The 21,387-nt window shown below is 66.1% G+C and carries 11 protein-coding genes; 3 read left to right on the top strand and 8 right to left on the bottom strand.

Translation table 11 applies throughout. The features are described from left to right. The 7 genes from VGR67_08930 to VGR67_08900 all read right to left on the bottom strand — a co-directional run bounded on the left by VGR67_08930 (position 1) and on the right by VGR67_08900 (position 11,868). Positions 1–1,287: an aldolase/citrate lyase family protein gene (locus VGR67_08930; GenBank protein HEV8336525.1), complete on the bottom strand. Its 1,287-nt coding sequence runs from the start codon at positions 1,285–1,287 to the stop codon at positions 1–3. Between the two features lie 5 nt (positions 1,288–1,292). Continuing rightward, positions 1,293–2,480, bottom strand: coding sequence for an isocitrate/isopropylmalate family dehydrogenase (locus VGR67_08925; GenBank protein HEV8336524.1), 1,188 nt, complete (start codon positions 2,478–2,480; stop codon positions 1,293–1,295). Positions 2,481–2,511: 31 nt separating this feature from the next. Continuing rightward, on the bottom strand, positions 2,512–4,461 hold the full coding sequence (lysF, locus tag VGR67_08920) for a homoaconitase (GenBank protein HEV8336523.1): 1,950 nt from the start codon (positions 4,459–4,461) through the stop codon (positions 2,512–2,514). 110 nt (positions 4,462–4,571) lie between these two features. Further along, entirely contained in the window at positions 4,572–5,972 is a 1,401-nt protein-coding gene (locus VGR67_08915; protein ID HEV8336522.1) for an MmgE/PrpD family protein, read from the bottom strand. 10 nt (positions 5,973–5,982) lie between these two features. Beyond that, positions 5,983–6,528, bottom strand: coding sequence for an HDIG domain-containing protein (locus VGR67_08910; GenBank protein HEV8336521.1), 546 nt, complete (start codon positions 6,526–6,528; stop codon positions 5,983–5,985). A 259-nt stretch (positions 6,529–6,787) separates the two neighbouring features. Next, positions 6,788–9,160: a hypothetical protein gene (locus tag VGR67_08905; protein ID HEV8336520.1), complete on the bottom strand. Its 2,373-nt coding sequence runs from the start codon at positions 9,158–9,160 to the stop codon at positions 6,788–6,790. Next, entirely contained in the window at positions 9,157–11,868 is a 2,712-nt protein-coding gene (locus tag VGR67_08900) for a hypothetical protein (protein HEV8336519.1), read from the bottom strand. Before VGR67_08900 ends, VGR67_08905 begins: the two co-directional genes overlap by 4 nt. Before the next feature lie 574 nt (positions 11,869–12,442). On the opposite strand from VGR67_08900, the gene VGR67_08895 reads away from it, so the two are divergent. Then, positions 12,443–13,690: a DUF1343 domain-containing protein gene (locus VGR67_08895; GenBank protein HEV8336518.1), complete on the top strand. Its 1,248-nt coding sequence runs from the start codon at positions 12,443–12,445 to the stop codon at positions 13,688–13,690. Positions 13,691–13,879: 189 nt separating this feature from the next. On the opposite strand, the gene VGR67_08890 is transcribed toward VGR67_08895, so the two are convergent. Beyond that, positions 13,880–14,188, bottom strand: coding sequence for a hypothetical protein (locus VGR67_08890; protein ID HEV8336517.1), 309 nt, complete (start codon positions 14,186–14,188; stop codon positions 13,880–13,882). Between the two features lie 355 nt (positions 14,189–14,543). Here VGR67_08890 and VGR67_08885 point away from each other — a divergent pair, with 355 nt between their 5' ends. Both VGR67_08885 and VGR67_08880 read left to right on the top strand, forming a co-directional pair. Beyond that, positions 14,544–19,727, top strand: coding sequence for a sigma 54-interacting transcriptional regulator (locus VGR67_08885; protein ID HEV8336516.1), 5,184 nt, complete (start codon positions 14,544–14,546; stop codon positions 19,725–19,727). 523 nt (positions 19,728–20,250) lie between these two features. Beyond that, on the top strand, positions 20,251–20,451 hold the full coding sequence (locus VGR67_08880) for a hypothetical protein (protein ID HEV8336515.1): 201 nt from the start codon (positions 20,251–20,253) through the stop codon (positions 20,449–20,451). The last annotated feature ends 936 nt before the right edge of the window (positions 20,452–21,387 follow it).

The raw sequence follows: 21,387 nt of genomic DNA, 5'->3' as shown, positions 1-21,387 counted from the left end.
TCATCGCTTGACCTCCGCCTCGGCGGCGGTCGCGGCCGCTGCCTCGATGGCGACGGACGCTTCCGAGGGAATGAGGCCCATGGCTCGGGCGCGGTCGACCAAGCGGCGGGCGCGCAGGACGACCGGGGGATCGATCATCTTCGAGCCGAGGCTGACGACACCGAGCCCTTTCGCTTCGGCCTCGCGGAAGGCGGCCTCGATGTGCAGCGCCTTCTCGATCTCCTGGCTCGACGGGGCGTAGGAGCGGTGGATGATCTCGATCTGCCGGGGGTGGACGCACCCCATCCCCTCGAAGCCCATGGCGCGGGAGCGGGCCGCCCAGAGGGCGAGGCCTTCGGAGTCGCCGACGTCGCCGAAGACGGAATCGATCGCCTGGAGGCCGGCCGCCTTCGCCGCCACGACCACCCGCTGGCGCGCGTAGAGCGTCTCCTCCCCTTCCACGGTCTTCACGACCCCAAGGTCGGCGGTGTAGTCCTCCAGCCCCAGGGTCAGCGCGACGACGCTGTCGGCGGCGCGGGCGATCTCGAAGGCGCTCTCAACCCCGAGCGCCGTCTCGAGGATGGGCATGAGGTGCAGCGGCCGGCTCGAGCCCGACCGGCGCAAGATCTCCTTGACGCGCCCGTCGATGTCCCGGACCTCCTCCGACGATTCCACTTTGGGCAGGAGAAGCAGGTCGGGCCCCTCGGGAACGATCGCCTCGAGATCCTCGGCGCCGAGGGGAAGCGGATTGATCCGGACCATGCGCTCCGCGTCGCCGAAGTCGACGCTACGCAGGGCGCGCCGCACGAGCTGGCGGGCGGCATCCTTCTCGGAAGGATGGACCGAATCCTCCAAGTCGAGGATGATCCCGTCGGCTCCGTGAAGACCGGCGTTGATCATGAACTTCGGCTCGTTGCCGGGGAGGTAGAGACGCGATCGGCGGAGGCGATCCCGCGGCGAAGCCGCCCCGGTGGGCGCCAGACGTCCGGGGCTGATCTTTTTCGGGTGCGGGATGCCGGCGCGCAGCGCGGCCGCTTCCAGGCGCGCGTCGATGGTGAAAGGAAGCGCCCCGGTGTCGTCGATCTCGACCCGGGCGTTGGCGATCCCGAGACGATCCAGCAACGTGCCGACCTGGGCGCGGATCGAATCGCCGTAGTACGGCTCGACCTTCGAGCGTAGCTGCAGATCGATCCCGCCTTGATCTCGGATTTCGAGCGCGACGTAGAGGTCGGAGCGGACGTCGGCGCCGCGGCGCCCCGCCTCTCCTTTTCTCGTCGCCCCCGATCCCGGATTGCCGGAGCGCGGCATCGACGTCACCGAAGCTTCGAGAGGATCGCGTCGGTCATCTCAACCGTGTTGGCTGCTCCTTTGCCAAAAACGTCGGGCCCGCCGGAGAGGCGCATCATGTCGTAGGTGCGCACCTTCCCTTCCTGCACCACCGCGGCCACCGCCGCGCGGATCTTCTTCGCCTTGTCCTGTTCCCCGACGTGCTCGAGGAGCATGGCGGCGGAGAGGATCATGGCGATCGGATTCACGATGGGAGGATCGAGCTTCTCGTACTTGGGGGCGGATCCGTGCGTCGGCTCGAAGACGGCCACTTCCTTGCCGATGTTCCCGGAGCAGGCGAAGCCCAGTCCGCCGACCAGGCCGGCGAAGGCGTCGGAGACGATGTCGCCGAACAGGTTCGAGGCGACGACGACTTGGTAGTCCTCCGGCTTCTTGGTGATCCACATCATCAGGGCGTCGATGTTGTCCGACTTCAGCTTGATCTCGGGGAATTCCTTCTGGAGGCTCTTCGCCTCCTCCTCGTAGACCCCGGAGGTTTCGCGCAGGACGTTGGGCTTCTCGCAGACGGTGACCGAGGCGTAGCCGTGCGCCCGGGCGTGCCGGAAGCCCGCCTCGAGGATCCGGCGGGTCGCCTCGCGCGTGATGACGCGCAGCGCCAGCGCCAGGTCGCGGCCTTGCACCTTCTCGAACGGCTTGAACTTGGGGTGCATGCCCAGCGCCTTCCGGACCTCGGCGGGAGGATCGGACCACTCCACGCCGGCGTAGAGGCCTTCGGTGTTCTGACGGAAGACGACGGTGTCGAGGGCCGGCTCGTCGAATCCGCCTTGCGGCTTCTTGCGGATGAAGTTCAGGGGATTGCCGACGAAGGAGCGGCAGGGACGGATGCAGACGTCGAGGCTGAAGCGCTGGCGCATCCCGACGATCGGGCTGAAATAGGAATAGCCCTTGCCTTTCAGCGCGGCCGAAAGCTCCGCGTCGGCGGCGGCCTTGGGCTTGGAGGTGATGGCGCCGAAGAGACCCAGCTTGTGCTTGGCCAGGAGATCGATCGTCCTCTCGGGAAGGGCGTTCCCCTGCTGGATCCAGCAATCCCAGCCGATCTCCGCCGGCACGTAGTCGGCGTCGAAGCCGACCACTTTCAGGACGCGGATCGCCTCGGGCAGAACGACTTTCCCGATGCCGTCTCCCGGCATCGTGACCACCGTGTGCTTCGCCATGCCTTTTCCTTATGTGATGAGAGGGCCCGGGTCAATCGAGCCCCAGCTTGTTCCGGACCAGCTTCTCGGCGCCTCCCGCGACGTAGAGCGACTGGGGAACGCTCCCCAAGGGCGGAAAGCGGAAGGTCTCGCCCCGGTATTTCAGGAGCGCGCCGGCGAAATCGACCTCGACCTCGTCTCCCGGGATGACGGTCCGCGCCCCGGAGGCGATCTCGTCTTTGAAGAGGGCGCGCAGACGGGTCACCAGCTCGGGCAGCTCGACGCACAGGAAGCCGTTGTTGAAAGCGTTGCGCAGGTAGGTCTGCGAGAAGCTCCCGGCGACGGCCAGCGGAATCCCCTTCGCCTGGAGCGCCGTGACCGCCTGCTCGCGGCTCGAGCCGGTGCCGAAGTTGAAGCCGCCGACGAGGAGATCGCCGTGGCGCGTCAACGCCGAGAACTTCGGGTCATAATTCTCCATGACGACCGCGGCCATCTGCTCCGGCGTCATGTCCTCGCGGTAGGTGTAGTCCTTGCCGTAGATCCCGTCGGTGTTCAGGTTGTCAGGCGGGACGAAAACGAGACGGCCCATCACCTTTTCCGGGAAACCGCTCTTGATCTCGACTTGCTCCGCCGGGGGCGGCGGCGCGGCCAGGGTCTCGATCTGCGGCGCGAGGCGCTCGTGCTTGCCGGGGGTCGGGCCGCAGATGTAGCCGGCGACGGCGGAGGCGGCGACAACCTCGGGGCTGGCGAGGTAGCACTGCGCGTCGCGCGAGCCCATCCGGCCTTTGAAGTTCCGGTTCGTCGCCGAGATCCCGACTTCGCCCTTTTCGAGCAGCCCGGTGCCGAGGCCGATGCAAGGGCCGCAGCCGGGGGGCAGGACTTTCGCGCCGGCGTCGACGAGGTCCTGCCAGACGCCCGCTTTCTCGGCGTCCTCCTGGACCTCTTGGCTCGCGGCGGCGACGTAGAAGCCGACGGTGGGGGCGACCTTCTTCCCTTTCAGGACGCGCGCCGCCGACTTGAGGTCTTCGAAGCGCGAGTTGACGCAGGAGATCAGGTAGGCCTTCTGGACCGCCACCTTCTTCACCTCGATCTCCCAGAGCGGGGTCATGATCTGGACGGTGTCGGGGCCGGAGACGTGCGGCACGACCTTCGAGAGGTCGAGGGTGATCCGCGCGGCGTAGGCGGCGTCGCGATCGGGCATCGGCGGGTGGGCGGACCAATCTGCCAGCTCCTCGTCCTTCACGCGGTGGATGCCGCGCGAGGCGAGCAGGTCCCGCCGCGTTCGGATCCACTTCAGGGTCACGTCGTCGGCGGGAAACCATCCGACCAGGGCGCCCCACTCCGTCGTCATGTTGGAGATCGTCATCCGGGCGTCCATCGACAGGCCGGCGACACCGGAGCCGGTGAATTCCACCGCGGCGTTGAGGACTTCCTCTTGGTTGTACAGGCCGCACAGCGCGATGATGACGTCCTTCCCCGTCGCCCCTTCCGGGAGCTTCCCCGTCAGGACGACCTGGACCGTCCGCGGCACCTGCCACCAGAACTCCCCGGTGGCCCAGACGGCGGCGGCGTCGGTCCGGACGATGGGGGTGCCGACCGCGCCGAGCGCGCCGTACATGTTGGAGTGGGAATCGGACGCGACGACGAACGAGCCGGGGACGACGTAGAGCTGCTCGCACATCACCTGATGGCCGATCCCCGATCCGGCCGGGTAGAAGTCGACGCCTTGGGCGCGCGCGAAGGCCTCGATGGCGGCGTACTTCTTCTGGTTCTCCTCCGACTTGTTCTGGATGTCGTGGTCCAGGACGAAGACAGGGAGCTTCGGGTCGACGATCTTCCCCGCGCCGATGCTCTGGAACTTCTTCATGACGGCGGAGGTGTTGTCGTGCGTCATCACGTGATGGGGGCGGATCGAGAGGATGTCCCCGGTTCGCAGGGGCCGGCCTTTCGGCCCTTCGGTCATATGGCTCTTGGCGATCTTCTCGACGATGGTCTGGCCCACGGTGTCCCTCCATCGGCTCGGCTCCGCTTCGGAGCCGGCTGGCCCTTGGAGTCTAAGCGCTCGATCGTATCGGTTTCAACTTCCGCGATTCTACCTCTCGCCGTCGCCGGTCAGCGATCCGACTTCAGCATCGCCATCAAGTCGGAGATCGAGCCGAGCGCGTCCAGATCCCAGACCGCCTCCTTGAGCTTCCGGGCGGAGGCCGCCGTGAGGACCGGTTCGGCGAGGGCGTCGAATTTCTGCTCGATCTCGTCGTCGGTCAGGGGATTCCTCGGATCGCCTTTCGGGTAATCGACCTGCTTCGTGTGCTCCTTGCCGTCGGTCGTCCGGATCGCGACGATGACGCGCTGGAGCTTCGGGAAGAGCTTCTCGATCTCGGGGTCGGCGACCACCTCGACCTTCGGGAGCTGCTCCCGGATGAGGGGATCCATGATCTTCCGGTCGGTGAACTGAGCCGGCGTCACCTGGCGGTCGACCACCGCCGCGGCGAGGACGTACGGCAGGCTGTGGTCCGCCGTCTCCTTGGTGCGCGGATCGTACTTGGAAGGGTCGGACAGGATGTCGGCGGCCCGCGCCAGCGAGCGGACGTGGACCTTGGCGATCTGGTCGGGTTTCAGGTCGTGCTGCTTGACGAGATCGAGGACCGCCGAGATCGGCGTGTGCGTCAGCGCCTCGGTCGGGTAGGCCTTCATCCCGCACTTCTCGATGCGCCACGACTCGCCGAGGCCCTGGGTGAGGATGTCGAGCTTCCATTCCGGCCCGAGGCAGTGGACCATCCCCTCCTTGCCGTCGATCACGTGCTCCGGTCCGGTGTATCCCTTTTCGGCGAGAAGCGCGCCGATCACGCCGCTTTGCGTGGCCATCGGATCGACGGTGTTCTTCATCATCGTGAGCTTGCCGGCCACCGCGCCGCCGAGCGTGAAGTGGCGGCAGCCGGAGATGCCGATGGCGTGCTGGATCTTCTCCCAGCCGAGGCCGAGCATGCGCCCGGCGACGATGGGGGACGCGAAGGCGGTCAGGGTCGCGTGGTGCCAGCCACGCTCGCGGATTCCCGGGAAGGCGGCCTCGCACAGCCGCTGCTCGAACTCGTGCCCGAGGACGATCCCGACGATCAGGCTCTGGCCGTCGCCTTTGACGCGCTCGCCGCAGGCCATGGCGGCGGGGATGATGTCGGAGGGGTGCGACGGGTCCTGCATCCAGTAGATGTCGTTGTAGTCCATGACGCGGATCATCAGCGCGTTCAACAGCGACGCGGAGATCGGGTCGACCTTCTTGCCGGTGCCGATCACCGTGGCGGGGCCGGGGCCGGCCGCCGCGCCGAAGACTTCCAGAAAAATCTTCACGTCGTGCTGCAGATAGCCGCCCAGGGCGCAGCCGAGAGAGTCGAGGAGGAACCGCTTCACCTGATGGACGGCGTCGGCGGAGATTTTCTCGTAGGTCAGCTCCGCGGCCCATTTCGCCATGGCCTCGGAGACGTATTTCTTGGCGGGAGCGGATCCGGAGGTGGCCACGCAATCTCCTTTATTTAGCGCCGAGAGCCTTGAAGGGCTCGTACGCCATGAAGTCGGCATGATGAACGATGAAGGCCTCGGCGCTGCGCTTCACCAGGTCCCCTTCGGCGGCGTGCGCGGCGATGATGTGACAGACCTTGTCGGGGACGCCGCACTGCATGGCGAGCGCCACGCCGGTGAAGGGGTGCCGGAGGTCTTTTCCCCGCTGGCTCTGGCGCGCTTTGCCGCCGACCTTCTCGTACTCGAGGAGCTTCCCCACGTCGGCGAGGATCGCCCCGGCGATTACGACGTCCAGGTCGATGGGAAGCGTCTCCCTGAAGAACTCCCGCATCGCCTCGGCGCCGCGGCGGGCGATGTGGACGACGGCGCGCTTGTGGGCCATGAAGGTGACGGGGCAGTTCGGGATCAGCAACGTGAACGGTATCTCCAGAAGATCGTCGGGGGCCAGGGGGCTGGCTTCGAACGCCTTGACCCAGGTCTCCAGCGTCTTCTCGCGCAGGCCCTCGTCCTGGATCCAGTCGATTTCGGGCCAGAGCTTCCGGACCGCCTCGCGCATACACTCCCCTCCACGGATACCGCGGCTTCTCTCGCGATTTTGAATGGTTACCTGGCTACGGGTAAGCCTCGCCGACTGATGCCGGCCTGCCACCTTTTTTAAAGGCGGGAGTATATCTCAAGCCGGGGGAATTCCTCCAGCCGATCCCCCCGCCGGTGGCGGGCGCCGTTTGCCGCCGCGCTCTCGGGCCGAGACCCCTTCAACCTCGATGTCTGCAGCCGCTTGGCGCCGACCTCGCATGCTCCGGCGGGCGAGCCGCTTACGGACTGTTCAGCGGCTTGCTGGCCGCCTGGCCGGCGCCCGAGGCGGCATTGTCACAGGACGAGCCGCCCCACCCGTTCATCAGGTCGGTGAAGTCCGGGCAGACGTCGGGGGAATCGGGGTCCCCCAGCGCGAACGCCGGGATGAGATCGAGGTCGAGATCGTCCATCGCCTCGTTCGCCGTGACGGGCGGTATCGTCCCCATGACGGCGAGCAGGAAGGGCGGAAACAGCGAGGGGTCGAACAGGCGGCCGCGGATTCCGATGCTCGAAAAGCGCGGGGCCGCGCCGGCAAAGAGCTCGAGGCTGGTGGCCCGGTAGTTCCAATCGGAGCCTGCCGCGACGATTTTCGGGTCGCGCTCCACCTCGCCGATTCTCGAGTTCCACGTCCCGGAAGCCGCCGCGATTCCGCCGTACCGCGTCAAGTTCAGAAGGTTGTCCACGACTTTCAACCCGGCCTCGCTCGTCGCGGCAAAGGAACCGTCGATTCCCAGCACGACGTTGTCGGTGAGGCTGTAGGTCTCCGAAGAGGTCGGGTTCCCCTGCATGCGGGCGACCCCGTAGCAGAAGCCGGTGGTCCCGCACTCCATGAAGTTGTGGTTGATCGTGACGTCCGCGTTCTCGCGACCCAGGTTGAACGAGATCCCCGTGGCGCCGTGAAACTGGTCGGTCGCCAGTCCGTAGAAAACGTTGTTCATGAATTTGCCGGGCACGCCGCCGACGTCTCCCGCCTCGGTCCAGATTCCGATCGCCGCGCGCGCGCTGCCCGCGCCGTCCATCACGTTGCCCTCGGCCTGACGCGCCCAGATGCCGGCGTAGGATCGGCTTGCCTCATTCTGGTAGGCGTTCCCGTCGGACCAGCGACGGACGAGGTTGTAGTGCGCCTTCGGGGCGCTGATCGCTTCGTCGAGGGTATGGGCGACGTAATTGTTCACCGCGGCATTGTCCTTGAGCATCCCCTGGAAACCGGGAAACACGGCGTGGATCCCGAAGGCGCCGCCGTCGACGAAGTTGCCAATCCAAAGGTTGTTCTTGTAGAGAGCGTTCGCGACGCCCGCCCGTGTGAACCCGCCGCAACCGGTCGACAGGTTCCAGGCGCGGTTGAACTGCGCCGTCACGTCCTGGGCATCGTCGATCTCGACGCAGCTGCACTCGTCGCTCGCCGACGTCCCCAATTCGAAGCAGGTGTTGTAGGAGACCTCGAAGCGGTTGACGGACCCTCCCGCATCGGAAGAGTTGATATTGATGTTGTTGTTGTTGGTCCGGTAAAAAGTGTTCGCGACGAAAGCCCCGCCCTCTCCCCCGTGTCCGGAGAGATGAGAGGCACTCCGGTCAACGATGATTTCCGCCTGGAACAGCTCCAGGACATTGTCGTGAAACACGTTGAAGCTGGCGAGTGGAGAGCGGCAGCCGCTGTCCGGCGGGACCCCTTCCATGAACCGAAAGAGGCTTCCCATCCCGGTGCTGTCGCAGTCGTGGACGTTGCTGTGCGAGAGAATCAGGGGCGGTTGGCTCGCGGCGCACCGGAGGTTCATGATGGCCCCACCCGATAGGTCGCCTCCGACGAGCTCGATCCGGGAGACGGCGGGCGTCGCCGTGGCCGTGAGGATCCACCACTTCGCCGCGCCGCTCCGCGTCATTCTCCAAGGGTGCCAGGCGAGCAGCGTGTCGCCGGCGGCGGAAACCTGCTGCGGAGAGACGCCGGGCTGCGGGGCAGCGGAGCTGGACAGGTGCGGCGTCAGACGCGGACCGAGGCTGTTGCCGTCCGGGAGAGACGGGCAGAGGGTGAGGGTCGATCCGGAGACCTGGACGATCTCGTACATGCGGCCGAAGGCGGCGCCGTCCCAGTTCATGAACTGCGCCAAGTCTCCGGGCACCAGCCCCGTCGGCGCCGGCGAGACGCCGACCGTCCAGCGGTTCCCCGAGACGCAGACCCCGCTCGTCGAGCTCGAAGCGAAGCTGACGACGGTCCGGAGCGGTCCGAGATCGGTCGCGTCGGACACGAAGGCTCCGGTGTCCCCCAGGTCCCAGCCGGGGATCCCGGAGCCCGCGATCGAGTTGATCCAGGTGCCGTTCGCCAGATTGAGCGTGCCCCGCCAAGCCGAGGCGGAGGCGACGTCGAACCGGCGATCCCCGGGGACCATGTTCAACGTCCCGCTTCCCGCCAAGGCGTACAGCGTCACGGTGCCCGTGAAGTCGCCCCGCACGACATGGTTGATCGTCACCGTGTCCGACGCCGTGGGTGCGCACGCCGATCCGCCCCAGGTCGCGGCGCTCGTCCAATCGCCGTCCTGCACGGACGTGCAGACGTTGGCGAAGGCGGTGCCGCCTACGCTGAGCAGCGCGAGCCAGGCGAGAACGATCCGCTTCACGGTTTCCCCTCGACTTTCATCTGGGCGCGGAAGGACATCCAATCGCCGTCGTACGGCGTGACGAAGAAGTGAATCGCCGGCGAGGCGTCGCCGTCCAGGTCGCGATAGTCGATCTCCGCCTGGGAGTCGGCGTACCAAAGCTTCCATCCTGCCGACAACCCTCTCTCGACCGCGTAGCCGCACGTTTCCGGCTGAGTCTTCGAGCCGCAGATCTTGAAGCCCCAGTCTCGGGCACCGGTCAGGATCCTGAGGCTGTGGATGAGGACGTGATTGCCGCCCGCGGCGATGGGAACGTCGATCCACGTCGGCGTCCGCAGCGCCCCCCGATAGTGCGGCGCCTCCCCCGGCCAAAAGTAGTCGACCGTGATCGGGCTGGGCGGGGATCCGCCATCCGATTTCTCGCCGCAGGCGTTGGTGGACCCGATCTCGTAGAACCAGCACTCTCCCGTATGCGGGATCTCGTTTTCGATCGCGCCGGGAAGGGCCAGGTGGCGGGCGCTGTCGGTTCCACTCCGGTCGGGAGCGCTCCAGCGATGCAGCAGATAACCGGTAGCGTTCGGGACGCTCTGCCAGCTCAGAAGCGTCTGGACCGTCGGGTTTCCGGGCGTCAAGACGAGGGTGGACCCGACCGATCCCGGGACGCCGGAGCACGGCGGCCCGGTCCAGGGTGCGGGGGCCGGAGAGCCCGCCAGGACGAGCATTGGCTCGGGCGGCGCTTTCCCGGTGTTCAGCCAGGCCTGGTAAAGGTCCTGACCGCGGTTGTTGGTCGCGTTGGCGCGGCGGAGGAAGTTGATCAGCTCGGGTGAAGCGCTCTGGTAGTAGACCTGGACGTCGGCCCGGGCGGCGCCGATGGGGACGGGGAAGAGGGTGTCGCCCCAATGCTGCAGCTTGCCGCTCGGAAGGGTTGGATAGGCACCCGCCGGAACGGGAAGCGCGTTGCGCTGCGCCGCTTCGACGGGATCGAAGCCATAGGGAGGAATCCGATCGTCGTCCACCATGACGTCATTGAGGACGGAGTGGAACGTGGGAACCCGCTCCCCCAAGGCTCCGGAGGCGAGCTGTCCGAGAGTCGAGAGAACGTTCCCGCTCAGGTCGTAGGACAGCGCCATGGCGGAGTCGTAGCCGACGGCGAGAAGGGTCTGCGCCCAGACCCGGCTCATTCCAGGACGGGCCGCGTAAACACGGGTCCCTTCTTCGTCCACCCCCCCCGACACGGGGTCCCACGCGCCGTCCTCGTGAATCACCCTGCCGGCGGCGTCGGACCAGCGGACGTTGATCCAGGCCCGGCGCCCCACGGGGAAGCCGCTCGGGAACTTGTGACCGGTGAGGTTGGTGACGCGCACTTGCAGCCCGCCCGGCCCGCTGGTGAGCGGATCGACCTTCACCGACATCCGCAGCTGCGCCCGGGCCCGCGACACTCCGGCGTTGAGCTGGTTGATCGCCGTCGAGTTGAGCGCGCCACCCACCAGGGTGCCGGCTGCGGACATGTCGGTGATCACGGCCGGCATCCAGGTGCTCCCCCCCGTCAAGTCGTGGAGCGGCAGGTCGCTTCGAACTTCCGGGTTCTTGTTGCATCCCTGGCCCGTCGCGGAGTGCATATGGCACGACTGGCAGGTGAAGGTCCGGGGCGGATTGAAGACGGGATTGGTCGAGGAGCTGTACGGCGCGTTTGTCGCCGCCTCGGCCGGAGCGCCTCCGACAACCTTGAGATCGGCCGGCACGGTCGGGTCGACGAGGAACGTGCCGGTCAGAAGACCGGGCCAGGCGCTGGACTTCCACTCGCTGTAAGTGCGATCCATGACTCCATAGGCGTAGGGCGGGTGAGCTTCGGCGACGGTGGTGCGGCAGCTGTCCCTCCGGTCGCAGCTGGAGGTCGCGGCGCTCCAGACTCCGCCGCAAGTCGTCTCGCAGGAGATCTGTCCGAGGTTGCAGTCGGGGCAGGACGCGCTGTCCGTGCAGGGCGCCTTGGTGATCAGGCAGAAATTCACCGCGAGGGGCGCGCCGTCGAGCCTGCCGTGGCCGGGGGCGAGCTGCCCGACCGCCGGGTTGCTCACGTCGTGGCAGGTCCCGCACATTTCCCCGCTGCGATGGAAGGGAGACGCGATGGAGCCGTGGTTCGTGGAAGTGGCGTCATCGAAGGGGCCGCGCTTGCTGGCGCCCGGATCGAGGACGTACTGCCCGCTTCCGTAAAAGCCTTCAAGCACTCCCGGGGAGGCGAGCCGATAATTTTCGTGGCCCGGCGAAGTCTGCCGGCGCCCCTCGGCGCTGCCCGGATCCATCATGCGATGGCAGCTGTCGCACGAAACACCGTCAGCCTCGTCCGCGCCGGACAGACCCGAGCCGTCGGTCGGCGTGGACCGCCCGCCCATCCACCCGTCCGGAGTGTGGCAGCGCATACAGAGGTCTCCCACTCCGCCCGGCGGCGTCGTGCCCGGCGGCGAGGACGGCTCCCAGTTGTTCCAGACCGTCTGGTTGGGCATGAAGTCCTGCTCGGCAACCGCCAGCTCGGCGTAGAAGAGGGGGTCGCGCGCCGCATGGGACATCATCGAGCCGCGCCAGAGGAATCCCGGCTCGTAGACGGAAGCGTATCCTGCGTGGCAGGTCTCGCAGTGGGAATTGTTGAGCGAGGCCTCCCCGGGCTGGCTCCCGGGCTGCTTGATCACCTTCGGGACGACGTTGGAAGCGGTGACCGATTCCCAAAGGGGCAACAGCAACAACCCCGCAAAGACCGACGATCCAATCAGAAGCGCCAGGAAGCGACGTCTGAGCAGACCCGCCTGCCGCGGTCGGGCTCGCTGGGATGAGGTGGGTGGAGCCGTGGGCATCAAAGAGCCTGCCTCGAACGTGCGCCCGCTGACTTACAAAAGATTCCGCAAGACAGATTCCAGCCCTTCCTGAAGCGTCCGCCCCATCAAGGGCAAGGGGTGAGTCAGGAGATCGGACTGGCTTGCCGTCAATTGTTGATTAGTAAATGCCTAATCTCCAGTAGCTTAGCCGTTTCGCATCGGTGAAGTCAATGCCCGCTGCCGGCGCTAATCCACAATCTTGGATACGGTCCCATGACGGGGAACGATATCGACCTGAAGGGCGCGGGGGAATAACTTTCGGCGCGCCCCGATCGGTCGGCAGGAATTGCGCCGGAGACGATCGTGTTCGGCGCTTTGACACCTCCCAACGACGCTGGTAGACTCCGCGCGCTTTAGGCGGCCTCCCCCAAGCCGCTCACGATGAAACTGGCGCACCGCGACCCCGCGACGACGTCGCAGGCGAGGGGCTCCGACGATGGCTTCCCGCACCCGACCCCGAGTGCAGACTGGCCTGGAGGTTCTCGCGCGCACCCGGCCGAAATGGCTCCGGGGGAAGCGGGTCGGCCTCCTGATGCACTCCGCCTCGGTCACCTCCGAGTTCGTCTCCGCCCGCGACATCGTCTCGAAGATCTTCGGCCGCAAGCTCACCGCGCTCTTCGGGCCGCAGCACGGCTTCGGCTCCGAGAAGCAGGACAACATGGTGGAGTCGCCGCACGGCTACGACACCGAGCTGATGATCCCGGTCTACAGCCTCTACTCCGAGACCCGGAAGCCGACGGCGGCGATGCTGAACCACGTCGACGTCCTGCTGGTCGACCTGCAGGACGTGGGATGCCGCGTCTACACTTTCGAGTGGACCACGGCGCTGGCGCTCGAGGCCTGCGCGGCCGCCGGCAAGGAAGTGGTGATCCTGGATCGGCCGAACCCGCTGGGCGGCGAGGTGGTCGAGGGAAACCTAGTGCGGGAGGGGTACCGCTCCTTCGTGGGCCTCTATCCCGTGCCGATGCGGCACGGCCTCACGCTGGGGGAGATGGCGGCGTTGGTGAACGCCCGGCTCGGGAACGCCCCCAAGAGCGCCCGGCCCACCAGCCGGCGGGACGGGCCGGGCGTCTCCTGTCCCGGCGCCTGCAGGCTGACGGTGATCCCGATGCGCGGCTGGCGGCGGAAAATGACCTATCCCGACACCGGCCTGCCCTGGGTGCTCCCCTCCCCCAACATGCCGACGTTCGAGACGGCGATGGTCTATCCCGGCCAAGTCCTGCTGGAGGGGACGAACCTGTCCGAGGGGAGAGGGACGACGCGTCCCTTCGAGATCTTCGGGGCGCCCTACCTCGACGTGAAGCGGTTCCGAGCGGCGTTCGACTCGCGGCGTCTTCCCGGCGTGTTGCTGCGCGAGCAGCCCTTCCAGCCGACCTTCCAGAAGTGGAGCGGCAAGCTCTGCTTCGGCTTCCAGCTCCAGGTGACCGATCGAAGAGTTTTCCGCCCCTACCTGACGACCCTCGCCATCCTGCAGGACGTCCTCGCCGAGCACCGGCTCGATTTCATCTGGAAGCAGCCCCCCTACGAGTACGTCATCGACAAGCTTCCCGTCGACGTCCTCACCGGCGATCCGGCGGTGCGCAAGGTCCTCGAATCGGGAAGCAGCCTGTCACGCCTCGAGCGCTCCTGGAAGAAGGAGATCGGCGCCTTCCAAAGGGAAGTCCGCCCCTTCCAACTGTATTAAATCAATCGCTCCCCATCGGCCGCCTCCAACGAATGCTCCTCAGGCCCCGTGACTCCGCGGTCCGCCGGGACCGCGGAGATGGACAGGAACAAGACAAAGAGCGCCAGCAGAGCCAACTTTGATCCCAGCCGGAGCCAACGCTCGAGCCAAGCGCGGTCCTACTTGAGCCTCATGGCTGTCAGGGGAAAATCAGTCGAGGTCGAACGGGCGGGGGGGAAGCGGCTTCTCGTCCTTCTCGGCTTTCTTGACCGCTTCGCGGAATTTCCTTTCCAGGATTTCGTCCTTGTGCTTCGCCTCTTCCATGGCGCGGGCCATCTGGGCGCGGGCCTGCTCCTGCCGGTTGGCGTTCTCGCGGGCCGCTTCCTCGAGGCTTCGGACCGTCCCTTTCCGGGGCCGATCCTCCAGTAATATCGCCCCCGTGATGCGGTCGAGATGAAGGACGGTCCCGCAGCAGGGACAGGTCAGGACGATCGCTGAAGATTCCTTCTTGGGCACCATCCGGCCCCTCCTGTCTCAGTCTATCTCTTGTATGCCTTCAGGGGTATTTCCGTCAAGACCTTTGAAAGAAGGTTCTCCAGAATTCCTCGATTGACATCCCGGCGGCGGGCCGCCGGCCGCATCGGATTCTGCCAGTCTTTTCCGGCAGGAGTGCCTTCCAGTCCTGGTCATGGGGTTATCACATCGCTGAGAGTCAAGTCCCCGGTCCAAAGCCCCGACCGTCTCATCACCTCAAGACAGAACTTGTTGTCCGACCATAATTTGACGCGGCCACCGTCTCAAGAAAACTCTTGATCCTCCTTATACATCGGCGTAGACTTCCGGCTGGAAGCCCCTACATCGCCAAAAATTGGAGTTGATCCTGCCCGAGGCTGGTTCGGTCCTCAACCACCGCTATCGTGTCCTCCGCTCGCTCGGCGAAGGGGGGATGGGACGGGTCTTTCTGGTCGAAGACCTCCTCAAAGGCGATCTGCCGGTCGCCCTGAAGACCCTCCGGCGCGGGCTCGTCTCGGAAGAGGCAGTGGAGCGTTTCAAGGAAGAGTTCCGGGCGATGACCCGGCTGCGCCACCTGAACCTCGCGGCGGTCCATGATTTCGGGATCCTCGAAGAGAACGACGAGCCCTTTCTGACACTCGAGTACCTCGACGGGAAGGACCTCTCCCGCTTCACGCCCGCCGAGCTGCGGCCACACCTTCCCGCGCTCATCGCGCAATTCTGCCGGGCCCTCGATTACATCCACGTCCGGGGCGTCCTGCACAACGACATCAAGCCTCAGAACATCTTTCTTCTGCCGGCGCCGAACCGGGACGACGGCTTCCAGTTCCAGGCCAAGCTCATGGATTTCGGGCTGGCGCGCCTGGTCGACCAGGGGGGGGAGACGCGCCGCAGCGGCACGATCCATTACGCCGCCCCGGAAATGCTCGCCGGGGAGAAGGTGGATGCGCGATCGGATCTCTACTCGCTCGGCGTCGTGCTCTACCGCCTGGCGACGGGAACGCTCCCCTTCACCGGGAAGGACCCGCTCGCCATCCTTCGGGCCCATCGCGAGACGCCGCCGCCTCCCCCGCGCAGCCTCGATCCCGCCTTGCCCGCCGGACTGGAGCGGCTGATCCTCTGGCTGCTCGAGAAGAATCCGGAGGATCGGCCGCGCAGCGCCGCGGCCCTGTTGCGGGCGCTCAACGAGGCGCTGAAGACCGACTTCACGCTGGAGACGCGCGAGACGCGGGAGAGCTATCTGACCGGGGCCGTCCTCGTCGGACGCGACTCGGAGATGGAAGTGCTCCGGTCGGCGCTACGGGCGCTCGTGTCCCCGGGCGAGGAGGCGGAGAGCCGGCCGCGGCTCGTGCTCCTGGGCGGCGAGAGCGGCTCGGGGAAGAGCCGGCTGCTGCGCGAGTTCCGATATCACGCCCAGACCGAAGGGCTGGAGTTCTGTCTCGGCAGCTGTTACGAGACGGGGCGCGCCGTCTACCAGCCTTTCGTCGAAGCCTTCCGTTTCCTCTCTCCGGCCGCCCGCCAGATCCTCGAGGCGAGGGATCCGGCGGGGGTCGACGCGCGCACGGCGCAGATCCTGGCGCCGCTTTTCCCGGACCTCTTCCCGTCGGTGCAGCCCGGCCTGTCGGTCAGCGGCAACGATCGGGCGGCGAAGAACCTCCTGTTCGATTCGGCCACGCAGATCCTGGCGCAGGCCGGGGCCAAGCGCCCCTTCATCCTGGCGCTGGAGGACCTGCACTGGGCCGACGCCTTGAGCATCGAGTTTCTGCGCTACCTGAGAGATCGCGTCCCGGCGCTTCCGCTTCTCGTCGTCGCCACCTATCGGGACGACGAAGTGGCGGGCCGGCCTCTCGAGGCGCTAGCCTCCCAGCCCTCTCCGTCCGGGACCCAGATCGTCCTGCGGCTGAAGCGCCTCGAGGTGGATGAGATCACGCATCTCGTGCGCTCCATGCTGTCGCTCGACGAGGATCCTCAGGACCTGGCGTTCCTGCTCCACCGGCAGACCGCGGGCAATCCCCTCTTCATCGAGGAGATCCTCAAGGCGCTCGCGGAGGACGCGGCGCTGGAGCGGGAGGAGGGGCGGTGGAAGGTCGACCTGGCCCACCTCCAGAAGTTCGAGGTCCCCAAGAACATCAACGAGACGCTGACCCGCCGACTGAGCAAGCTGAGCGACGAGGAGCGGAAGATCATCCGCGTGCTGTCGGTCTTCAACCGGCCGACCCCGCGCGTGCTTCTCGAGCGGGCCGGCGGATGGGATTCCGAGGTCATGGCGCCGCAGCTTTCGCACCTCCTGTCGCGCGGCATTCTGCTGCGCCACGAGGACGGAGGGCAGGAGAAGATCGCCTTCGCCCACATGAAGACCCGGGACCTCGTATACCGCAGCGTCGGCGGCGAGCGGACCCGGCTGCACCTCGTGGCGGGACAGCTCCTGGAGGACGCGTCGCGGCTGCGGCCCGACGAGACGCTGGAGGAAGTGGCCTACCACTACCTCCAGGGCGGCGCGAAGGAAAAGGGGCTCCACTACGCGCAGCGCGCCGGCGACAAGTGCTCCCGCCTTTACGCCTACGCGCCGGCGCTGGAGTTTTACCAGAAGGCGCTGGGACTCCTCCCCAGGACGGAATCGAAGGGACGCATGGAGATCCTGTCGAAGGTGGCCCGGATCCACACGCAATCGGCGAATTACTCCGAGATGCAGGATTACCTGAACCGCGGGCTGCGGATCGCGCGCACGCTGCAGGACCGTGGCCGCGAAGGGCACTTCCTCGTGTCGATCGGCTACGGCCACCTCCTCCAGGGCCACTTCGACCTCGCGGTCCGGAACTCCCGAGCGGCGATGGCGCTGTTCGAGCCGCTGGGCGACCACCTCGGCCTCGGGCGCGCCAAGAACCACATCGCGACCGCTTACGCCCGGATGAACCAGTTCGATGAGGCGATCCCCTACTTCACGCAGGCGCTGGAGCACCTCGAGACGGCCGGCGACCTCGAGCAGATGGTCAACGTCCGCCACAACCTGGGGAACGTGCATCTCTGCCAGAACCGGGTCGAGGAGGGCTTGCGGCTCTTCAACGAGGCGCTGGAGACCTGGCGGCGCCTCGGCGACAAGCGCGGCATCGCCATGACGGTCGCGAACAGCGCCCAGGCCCTGAAGGACCTCGGAAAGCTCGACGAGGCGGTCGCCTCCTCGGAGGAGGCGATCCGGCTCTACCGGGAGACGATGGACCGGACGCACCTGGCGGTGACCCTCGCGTCGATGGCGGAGATCCAACTGGCGCGGTGCGCCTATGACCGGGCCTTGCGGTTCGCCGAGGAGTCGCTTCAGCTGCGGCGGGAGATCGGCGAGCCGTTCAGCATCCCCCAATCGCTCGATCTCGTCGGGTCGGCGAAGCGCCTTTCGGGCGACGTCCCCGGGGGGATGGAGGCGCACCAGGAGGGACTGCGGTTCGCGCGTGACCATCGCAACGATCTGCAGGAAGGCTTTCTACTGGCGGCGCTGGCGCTCGACTTCCTCGAGGAGGGGAAGGTCAAGGAGGCGACGCTTCCGGCGGAGCGCTCGCTGGTCCTGGCGAGGCGCCTGAGGAACCGCAAGATGCAGTCAGTGGCGTTGCGCGCCCTGGTCGCGGCGGCGCTGGGAGCGAGCCACGCTCGGGAAGCCGCCAACCGCGCCCGCGACTTCGACGCGCTGGCGGTCCAGGGAGGCAGCGGCGAGGAGCGCTGCCGCGCCGCACAAGCCTTGGGCCAGGTCCGGCTCGCCGAGCGCGATCCCGCGGAGGCCGCGGTGCTGCTGGAACGGGCGCTGGATCAGTCGCTGAAGCTCGGCCGCCTCGACATCTCGGCCGAGACCCGCGTGTTCCTGGCGCGCGCCGCCGCGGCGGCGGGCAAGTCGGACAAGGCGACGGAGTTCCTGCGGGGAGCCGCGGAGGCGTTCCGGCAGATCGCCGGGAGGATCGAAGACTCGGCAGTCCGGCGGCGCTTCCTGGCCAGCGGCGCGCGGCGCCAGGTCCAGGAGGAGATCACCCGCGCGGAGGAATCGGCTCCCGCGCCGGCCCTGCCCGGATTCAGCGGCAAGACGCCCCCCATGAAGATGCTGGCCACGATGTATGAGATCAGCCAGATCATCAACACGATCCGCGACCCGACGGAGCTGCTGAACCGCGTTTTGGATCTGGCGATCCAGATCGTCGGCGCCGAGCGCGGCTTGATCTTCCTGAGGGAGGACGGGTCGGAAGAGCTGAAGGTGCGCGTCGCCCGCAACCTGGAGCACGAGACGATCCGGGACGCCGGGGAGTACAGCCAGCGCATCCTGAAGCAGGCGCAGGAGGGCAAGTCGATCGTCACCCTGGACGCCGGGTCGGACGAGCGGTTCCAGGAGTACGACAGCGTGAGCCTCTACAAGATCCGATCGCTCGCCTGCGTGCCCCTGCGGATACGGGAGAAGGTGCTCGGGACGGTCTACCTCGACAGCCGGCACCCGGGCACGCTGTTCGGGGACGAGGATCTGGAGTTCCTAGAGGCTTTCGCGAACCAGGCGGCGATCGCCATCGAGAACGCGCAGCTCTACGAGGCGCTGAAAGAAGAGAACCGCTACCTTCGCAAGACGGTGGAGGAGCGCTACGGCTTCGCCAACATCATCGGCAAGAGCACCGCCCTGGAGCGCGTCCTGGAGCGCGCCGCGCGTGTGGCCGACAGCCAGGTGCCCGTGGTGATCCAGGGGGAGAGCGGCACGGGCAAGGAGCTGGTGGCCCGCGCCATCCACCACAACTCGCCACGACGCGAGAAGCGATTCTTGTCGGAGAACGTCGCGGCGCTGCCGGAGACGCTGCTCGAAAGCGAGCTGTTCGGCCACGTGAAAGGAGCGTTCACCGGAGCCGAGCAGGACAAGGCGGGACTCTTCGAGCTGGCCGACGGCGGGACGCTGTTCCTCGACGAGCTGGGGGAGATGAGCCTGGCGCTGCAGAGCAAGCTCCTGAGGGTGCTCCAGGAAGGCGAGATCCGCCCGGTCGGCGGGAGCCGGAGCCGCAAGGTGGACGTCCGTGTCCTGGCGGCAACCAACCGGGACTTGAAGTCGCTCGTGGCCGAGAAGAAGTTCCGGGAGGATCTCTTCTACCGGCTGAACGTCGTGACGCTCACCCTCCCGCCGCTGCGGCAGCGGCCCGAGGACCTGCCGCTTCTCGTCGAGCATTTCCTCGAGAAGATCGCCCGCCAGAAAGGGACGAAGGTGGTCCGGGTCGATCCGACCGTCCTGGCCCTGCTGATGCGCTATCCGTGGCCGGGCAACGTGCGGGAGCTGGAGAACACCGTGGCGCGCCTTTCCCTCTTCGCTTCCGGACCGGTGATCACGCTGACCGATCTGGCGCGCGACCCGGAGCTCCTCGACCGCGTCGCCGAGCTGCCCGGAGGGAAGAAGGCGCCCGAGCCTGATTTGCGCAAGGATGACATCAAGCAAGCCCTGAAAGCGACGCGCGGCAACAAAGTGCAGGCTGCGGCGCTCCTCGGAACCTCGCGCGCCACGCTCTTTCGCAAGATCCGCCAGTTCCAGATCAAGACGTAACTACATCCCGCCTAGGTCGACTGTCGGGTTCCGGAACTCACGGGCGATCCTCCCCGCGAAGAGCTCGCGGACCTGGAGCTACCACGAGGCAAATGATGTCCCTTTCAAAGCGCCGACAAGTACAACGGGACTGCAACCAGGACGACACGGTCGGTGCTATACTTCCCCAACTTGCCCCCAATTCCGAGCCGGCCAAACAGCTTTCGTGGGTTCCTATCGTGCATCATGCCGTCTCCACTCCCAAGCGGCTCACTGTATTCTCATGCTAGCCGCCAACTCGTCCATCTCAGATGAACGGTGATCGGCATGAATCTAAATAGAAGTCATTGATTCTGGATCACTTGTAAGTCCATGAAAATACTCTTGAACGCACGAAGGGCACCGGCTCGTAGAATGGTGATTGCGAAACCAACCGTTCTTCGAGGAGGTGCCCTTGAGACTGAGTCTCCCCGACATTATCGCAATCTCCCGGCAGGTTCGTCGAGCCCTTTCTCGTCGGGCTCAAAAAACGCGGGATGCCGCGTTGTGCAAACGCTACCTCATCATTGTTTTGCTGGCCGAGGGAGAGAGCTCGGTCGCCATCGAACGGCACTTGAAGGTGGCCCGGGCTCACGTGAGCCGGACCGCCTGGAAGTACTTTGGCGAGGGAATCGCGGGGCTGCAGGATCGGCGAGAAGACAATGGAGGCCGAAAGGTGGACGAGAGCTTTCTGTCGGCCCTTTAAGAGTTGCTGGCGTTGGTCCCGACCGACTGTGGCTGGGAGCGCAGCAGTTGGAGTCGGGAATTGCTCGGGCAGGGTCCAGTCCGGGCCGATCCGGGGGTTGAGGTCGATGTCCACTTCGTGGGACAACAGCGCTGGGTTCTCACTCCCGGTCAAAACGTAAAGCGCTTCCTCGCCGGAGCCCCGAGCCATCGCAGCGGACATTTGGTCTGGGTCGAGGGCGACCAGAAACGGAGTTGGCTCTTCTTGAACTTGTTAAGCGCTCTGCTGCGACGCTATTGCCGTGCCCGAGTGCTTCACCTGATCCTCGACAACTACACAATCCACCGCAGCAAGATCGTCCAGGCGGCGCTCAGCGAGCGGGGCGGTCGGCTTCGACTGCACTTCCTGCCTCCTTACTGCCCCGAGGAGAATCGGATCGAACGCCTGTGGCTCCAGCTCCACGCTAATGTGACCCGAAACCACCGGTGCCGAACTATCCGTCGACTTCTGGCCAAAGTCCGGCGCTTTCTTCGAAACGCGACGCCGTTCCCAGGGAACCAACCCTCTCTGGCGAAAGCAGTACACTCATGATGTTCCAGAATCGTTGACCGCTATTTAGTTAAGCCGAGACAATCAGGAATGACCATATTGACGCGTCTAATAGTCCCCCTTCTCGCTTTTCTATTTGGTTCATTCATCCTGATCGGTGCACAGCTTTTTGTAAGACCACGGCTGGCGAGCTTCGAGGATCTGCCCGACCAGACCGAGCAGAGGTTTCTAGCTAAACTAAAAACTGGTGAGTTCTGCGGTGGAAGCGTTAGCAGGCTGCGGAACAATAGCGATTTGAGAGAGTTCCTCTTCTCTCCAGCATGATCTCGGAGTCCCGATGAGTCCTATCCGTCAAGATCGTGTTGATGATCTCGCTTCGAGCCAAGCGGGCGAGGCGTGGCGAACGAC

This window comes from Candidatus Polarisedimenticolia bacterium (genome assembly GCA_036004685.1).
In the GTDB taxonomy this organism is placed as follows: domain Bacteria; phylum Acidobacteriota; class Polarisedimenticolia; order Gp22-AA2; family AA152; genus DASYRE01.
The sequence above is the reverse complement of the archived record's forward strand: the minus strand, read 5'-3'. Positions and strand labels throughout refer to the sequence as shown.

Excerpts from the sequence above, each read along its gene's own strand:
- VGR67_08910 (HEV8336521.1), bottom strand. The coding sequence starts at position 6,528 with ATGCGCGAGGCGGTCCGGAAGCTCTGGCCCGAAATCGACTGGATCCAG.
- VGR67_08895 (HEV8336518.1), top strand. The coding sequence starts at position 12,443 with ATGGCTTCCCGCACCCGACCCCGAGTGCAGACTGGCCTGGAGGTTCTC.
- VGR67_08890 (HEV8336517.1), bottom strand. The coding sequence starts at position 14,188 with ATGGTGCCCAAGAAGGAATCTTCAGCGATCGTCCTGACCTGTCCCTGC.
- VGR67_08925 (HEV8336524.1), bottom strand. The coding sequence starts at position 2,480 with ATGGCGAAGCACACGGTGGTCACGATGCCGGGAGACGGCATCGGGAAA.
- VGR67_08930 (HEV8336525.1), bottom strand. The coding sequence starts at position 1,287 with ATGCCGCGCTCCGGCAATCCGGGATCGGGGGCGACGAGAAAAGGAGAG.